The sequence below is a fragment of the Rhodococcus sp. R1101 genome, assembly GCF_000278445.1.
Taxonomy (GTDB): domain Bacteria; phylum Actinomycetota; class Actinomycetes; order Mycobacteriales; family Mycobacteriaceae; genus Rhodococcus; species Rhodococcus gordoniae.
On the sequence record NZ_AJVB01000281.1, the window covers coordinates 1 to 4,916 of the forward strand.

The 4,916-nt window shown below is 67.5% G+C and carries 5 protein-coding genes; 3 read left to right on the forward strand and 2 right to left on the reverse strand.

The annotated features are described in order from the left end of the window. Positions 1-166: 166 nt before the first annotated feature. Positions 167-835: a PAQR family membrane homeostasis protein TrhA gene (trhA, locus tag R1101_RS0115920; protein ID WP_016934376.1), complete on the reverse strand. Its 669-nt coding sequence runs from the start codon at positions 833-835 to the stop codon at positions 167-169. A gap of 157 nt (positions 836-992) precedes the next feature. On the opposite strand from trhA, the gene R1101_RS0115925 reads away from it, so the two are divergent. Continuing rightward, complete coding sequence (locus R1101_RS0115925; protein ID WP_016934377.1) at positions 993-1,760, forward strand: isoprenyl transferase; 768 nt, start codon at positions 993-995, stop codon at positions 1,758-1,760. 36 nt (positions 1,761-1,796) lie between these two features. Here R1101_RS0115925 and coaA read toward each other — a convergent pair whose 3' ends face one another. Continuing rightward, positions 1,797-2,729, reverse strand: a complete 933-nt coding sequence (gene coaA, locus R1101_RS0115930; protein ID WP_016934378.1) for a type I pantothenate kinase — start codon at positions 2,727-2,729, stop codon at positions 1,797-1,799. Positions 2,730-2,880: 151 nt separating this feature from the next. Between coaA and R1101_RS0115935 the strand changes: the two genes are divergently transcribed. Together R1101_RS0115935 and glyA are read left to right on the forward strand one after the other, a co-directional pair. Beyond that, on the forward strand, positions 2,881-4,071 hold the full coding sequence (locus R1101_RS0115935; protein ID WP_016934379.1) for a hypothetical protein: 1,191 nt from the start codon (positions 2,881-2,883) through the stop codon (positions 4,069-4,071). Between the two features lie 95 nt (positions 4,072-4,166). Then, positions 4,167-4,916, forward strand: a 750-nt coding sequence (glyA, locus tag R1101_RS0115940) for a serine hydroxymethyltransferase (protein WP_016934380.1), incomplete at its 3' end; no start/stop codon positions are given.

Consider the following 4,916-nt stretch of genomic DNA (forward strand, 5'->3'; position numbering starts at 1 on the left):
ACGACGATGTAACTCAGGATCGCCAGCGGCCGGTGGATCAGCCAGTCCCGGTTGGTCTCGGTCAGTTCGAAGGCGAGCAACGGAATAGACATCCCTCGCGAGTCTACAAACGCGTGACAGTCGCTTCGGGTGGTGTGAGAAGTTGCACGAAGTGGCCTGTGAGGTTTCAGTCCAGAATCACAAGCCACACCGCGATCGCGTGACACAGGGCCGCGACCACCGTGGCCGCGTGGAAGAACTCGTGGTGTCCGAAGGTCGCGGGCCACGGGTCGGGCCAGCGCGTGGCGTAGAGAATCGCTCCGCCGCTGTAGAACAGGCCGCCGACCAGCAGTAACAGCATCGGGGTGAGCCCGACCTCGGCGACCAGCTGTCCGGAGACGGGCACGATCGCCCATCCGAGCACCAGATACAGGGGTACGCCGACCCATCTCGGCGCGGTCGGCCACAACATCTTCAGTGCCACACCCGCGAGCGCTCCCGACCACACGACGATGAGCAACGGCCGTCCGGATCCGGGTGGCAGTGCCAGCGTCGCGAACGGGGTGTAGCTGCCCGCGATGAACACGAAGATCATCGAGTGGTCGGCACGCTTCATCCACACGCGCGCCCGTGGACTCCAGGTGAGGCGGTGGTAGAGCGCGCTGATCCCGAACACGCCGCACACCGTGAGGCTGTAGACGGTCGCGGGAAGCACGGCGCCCGGGCGGGCGGCGAGGAAGGCCGCGGCCGAGACGAGTGCGGCACCGGCGATGACGGCCACCCCGAACGCCCAGGCGTGGATCCATCCGCGCATCCGCGGTGTGACGGGCAGTTCCTCGAGGCCGAAGGCCGTCATACGTGCGCTCCTTCCTGTACCGAACGGTAACCTACGCATCCGTAGGTTTGTTCCGTCGACACGTTACAACGTGGAACCCCGTGGTGGGAGACTCTGTGACCGCCGCCGCGACCGCCGGTACCCCTGGGCGTAATGTGACTCGGGTGGTGATGACGGGGTGAGCGTCCGCGGATTGCTGTACCGGCTCTACGAGCGCCGGCTGCTGAAGGAACTCGACGGGGCACGGCATCCGCGGCACGTCGCGGTGATGTGCGACGGAAATCGGCGTTGGGCGCGCGAGAACGGCTTCACCGACGTCAGTCACGGCCACCGCGAGGGTGCTAAGAAGATCGCCGAGCTGCTGAGCTGGTGCGACGCCGCCGGCATCGAGAGGGCGACCATCTATCTGCTGTCCACCGAGAACCTCCGACGCGAGCCGGAGGAGCTCGACGCACTGCTCGAGATCATCTCCGACGTGGTGGAGGAGATCTCCGCGCCCGGGCAGAACTGGAGCGTGAAGATCGTCGGCACCACCGACCTCCTCCCGTCCGATCACGCCAAGCGACTGCACGAGGCCGCGGCCGGAACCGCCGGACGCACGGGCACGCACGTCAACGTGGCCGTCGGGTACGGCGGTCGGCAGGAGATCGTCGACGCCGTGCAGTCGCTCCTGCGGGTGCGCTACGCGCAGGGGCTTCGCGGTGAGGACCTCGTCCAGTCCGTGACGGTCGACGGCGTCGACAGTCACCTCTACACGTCCGGTCAGCCCGATCCGGATCTCGTCATCCGCACCTCCGGCGAGCAGCGGCTGTCCGGCTTCCTGCTCTGGCAGTCCGCCTACTCGGAGATCTGGTTCACCGAGGCGTACTGGCCCGAGTTCCGCCGGGTCGACTTCCTGCGCGCCCTGCGCGACTACGCCGCACGGCACCGCCGTTTCGGCGCCTGACCGGACTGCCGGTCCGGCGCGGAACGGCGGGCCGCTTCAGAGCTTGCGCAACCGGAGCCGGTTGATGGCGTGATCCGAGTCCTTGCGCAGGACCAGGGTCGCGCGCGGCCGCGTCGGCAGGATGTTCTCCACCAGGTTCGGCAGGTTGATCGAGTGCCAGATCTCCTTCGCGGCACTCATCGCGTCCCGGTCCGACAGGTTCGCGTAGTGGTGGAAGTGCGCCTCCGGATCGGCGAAGGACGTGTTGCGCAGCGCGAGAAAGCGCTCCACGTACCACTTCTCGATGTCCTCGATCCGCGCGTCGACGTAGATCGAGAAGTCGAACAGGTCGGAGACCATCAGCCGTGGGCCCGTCTGCAACACGTTCAGGCCCTCGATGATGAGGATGTCCGGCTGGCGGACGATGTGGTACTGCCCGGGGATGATGTCGTACGAGATGTGTGAGTAGATCGGCGCCGCAACCTCTTTCGCGCCGGACTTGACCTCGGTGACGAACCGCAGCAGCTTGCGCCGATCGTAGCTCTCGGGAAAGCCCTTGCGATGCATGATGTTGCGCCGCACCAATTCCTTGGTGGGGTAGAGGAAGCCGTCGGTGGTCACGAGATCCACCCGGGGGTGATGGTCCCACCGTGCCAGCAGCGCCTGCAGCACACGGGCCGTCGTGGACTTACCGACCGCCACCGAGCCGGCCACCCCGATCACGAACGGCACCTGCTGATCGGGATGCTTCTCCCCGAGGAAGGTCGCCGTGGCCGCGAACAACCGCTGCCTGGCCGCGACCTGCAGGTGGATCAACCGGGCGAGGGGCAGATACACCTCCGCGACCTCCGCGAGGTCGATCTGCTCGCCCAGGCCCCGAAGCCCGACCAGTTCGTCCTCGGTGAGGACGAGGGGAGTCGACTTCCGCAGCGTCCGCCACTGCTTGCGGTCGAACTCGATGTACGGGCTCGGTTCGTTCAGACGAGCCATCGGCACGGCTTCCCGGCGGCGCGGTGGATGCGGCGTTGCATGTCCATGTAACGGATTGTGCTCGCTGACACACGGTGATGCCGCGTCGGGGTCCCCACTCCGGCAGGTTCTCCCGTGTCGGGCCGCCGACGAGAGACTAGGCTCGGCCGGTATGGGAGCCGACGACTTCGTGAACGAATATCTGCTGCTGGGTCTGGCTTTCGACCGGCTCGAGGAAGGATTCGTCGACGCCTACACCGGCGATCCCGCACTGCGGCGGAAGGTCGAGAACGCTCCGGCTCCCGATCCCCGTGATCTATCGCACATCGCGCGGCGCCTGCGGGACGAACTGCGCGGTGCGGGTCTGTCCGACGAGCGCACCCGCTTCCTCGACGTGCATCTGCGCGCACTCGACTGCTCGGCCCGCAAGTTCGCAGGGGAGGAGATCGCTTTCGTCGACGAGGTCGAGGCGTACTTCGACGTGCGCATCGCTCCCGGCGACGAGGACACCTACCGCGACGCGCACCGTCGCCTCGATGCGCTGCTTCCCGGTCCGGGTTCGCTCACCGAGCGGATGCAGGCCCACCGCAAGTCCGAGGTGATCCCTGCGGATCGCCTCGCCGACTGCGTCGAGGCGTTCTCGGGTGCGCTGCGCGAGAAGGTGCGGGCGGTCTACCCGCTGCCCGATACCGAACGCGTCGAGTACGAGGTCGTCGGCGACAAGCCGTGGTCGGGTTTCAACTACTACCTCGGTGACTACCGTTCGCGGGTCGCGATCAACTCCGATCTCGAACAGACCATGGCGCACCTGCCGCGGCTGATCGCGCACGAGGCGTATCCGGGGCACCACACCGAGCATTGCCGCAAGGAGGCCGGTCTCGTCGCCGCCGGACAGGCCGAGCAGACGCTGTTCCTCGTCAACACCCCGCAGTGCCTCATGGCCGAAGGCCTCGCCGATCTCGCGCTCGAAGCGATCGTCGGCCCGGGCTGGGGGAAGTGGGCGCAGGAGATCTACGCCGATCTCGGGCTCCGGTTCGACGGCGAACTCGCCGAGAAACTGGCCGAGGCGTCCGAGCAGTTGCTGCCGGTACGTCAGGACGCCGCGTTGCTGCTCCACGACCGCGGGCGCAGTCACGACGACGTGGTCGAATTCCTGCAGCGCTGGTCGCTGTCGAGCCCCGAACGTGCCCGGCAGTCGCTGCGGTTCCTGTCGTCACCGTTGTGGCGCGCCTACATCAGCACCTACGTCGAGGGCTACCGGCTCCTCGGCGGCTGGCTCGGGCAGGTTCCGGTCGGAGCCGAGCGTGCCGAACGGTTCCGGCGCCTGCTCGACGAACCCCTGGTGCCCAGCAGCCTGCGGTGAACCGCAGGTCGGTCGGGTACCGGCTACCGGGGCGGTGGACGGCCTTCGTAGACTGGAGGCCGTATCCCTGACGCCCTCTGCTTGGAGAGATCTCGATGACCGCTGCGCCCGGCGCCGACGTGAACACTGCCGCACTGAACGACCTCGACCCGGAGGTCGCCGAGGCCATGGCCGGCGAGTTGTCGCGTCAGCGCGACACGCTCGAGATGATCGCGTCGGAGAACTTCGTGCCGCGCGCTGTGCTGCAGGCCCAGGGCAGCGTCCTGACCAACAAGTACGCCGAGGGTTACCCCGGCCGCCGCTACTACGGCGGCTGCGAGAACGTCGACATCGTCGAGGACCTCGCCCGTAACCGCGCCAAGGAGCTGTTCGGCGCCGAGTTCGCGAACGTCCAGCCGCACTCGGGCGCGCAGGCGAACGCCGCGGTGCTCATGGCGCTGATGACGCCCGGCGAGAAGCTGCTCGGCCTCGACCTCGCACACGGCGGCCACCTCACGCACGGCATGAAGCTCAACTTCTCCGGCAAGCTGTACGACGTCGCGTCCTACGGGGTCAGCAAGGACGACCACCGTATCGACATGGACGAGGTCCGCGACATCGCCGTGCGCGAGAAGCCCAAGGTCATCGTCGCCGGCTGGTCCGCCTACCCGCGTCACGAGGACTTCGCGGCCTTCCGCTCCATTGCCGACGAGGTCGGTGCGTACCTGTGGGTCGACATGGCGCACTTCGCCGGCCTGGTCGCCGCGGGGCTGCACCCCTCGCCTGTGCCCTATGCCGACGTCGTCTCCACCACCGTGCACAAGACCCTCGGTGGTCCGCGTTCCGGCCTGATCCTCGCCAAGCAG